1 protein-coding gene is annotated in these 705 nt (G+C 60.3%); it reads left to right on the plus strand.

Annotated features, from left to right (window positions below; all coding sequences use genetic code 11):
• Positions 1 to 705, plus strand: a 705-nt coding sequence (locus tag GHO42_RS03835; protein ID WP_153384120.1) for a lysophospholipid acyltransferase, incomplete at both ends; no start/stop codon positions are given.

Genomic DNA, 705 nt, shown 5'->3' on the forward strand with positions numbered 1-705 from the left:
GACGTGGTGCGGATCAACCTGGCCAAGTGCTTCCCCCAAATGGACCCGGTTGCCCGTGAACAATTGGTCGGCCAAAGCCTCAAAGACATCGGCAAAAGCCTGACCGAGAGCGCCTGCGCGTGGATCTGGCCCGCCCAGCGCTCCATTGACCTGGTGCGCGAAGTCGAAGGCCTGGACGTGCTCAAAGACGCCCTCGCTTCCGGCAAAGGCGTGGTCGGCATCACCAGCCACCTGGGTAACTGGGAAGTGCTTAACCACTTCTATTGCAGCCAGTGCAAACCGATCATTTTTTATCGCCCGCCCAAGCTCAAGGCCGTAGACGAACTGCTGCGCAAACAACGCGTACAGCTGGGCAACCGCGTGGCCGCGTCGACCAAAGAAGGCATCTTGAGTGTCATCAAAGAGGTGCGCAAAGGCGGCCAGGTCGGCATCCCGGCAGACCCGGAGCCGGCAGAATCAGCGGGTATTTTTGTACCGTTCCTGGGCACCACGGCCCTGACCAGCAAATTTGTGCCCAACATGCTGGCGGGTGGCAAAGCGGTGGGTGTATTCCTGCACGCGGTGCGTTTGCCGGACGGTTCGGGGTTCAAAGTGATATTGGAAGCGGCGCCCGAAGCCATGTATAGCACCGACACCGAAACCGCCTGCGCGGCCATGAGCCAAGTGGTGGAGAAGTACGTGCGGGCTTACCCGAGCCAATACATG

Origin of the sequence: Pseudomonas sp. FSL R10-0056 (genome assembly GCF_009600105.1) — a bacterium.
Taxonomy (GTDB): Bacteria; Pseudomonadota; Gammaproteobacteria; order Pseudomonadales; family Pseudomonadaceae; genus Aquipseudomonas; species Aquipseudomonas bubulae.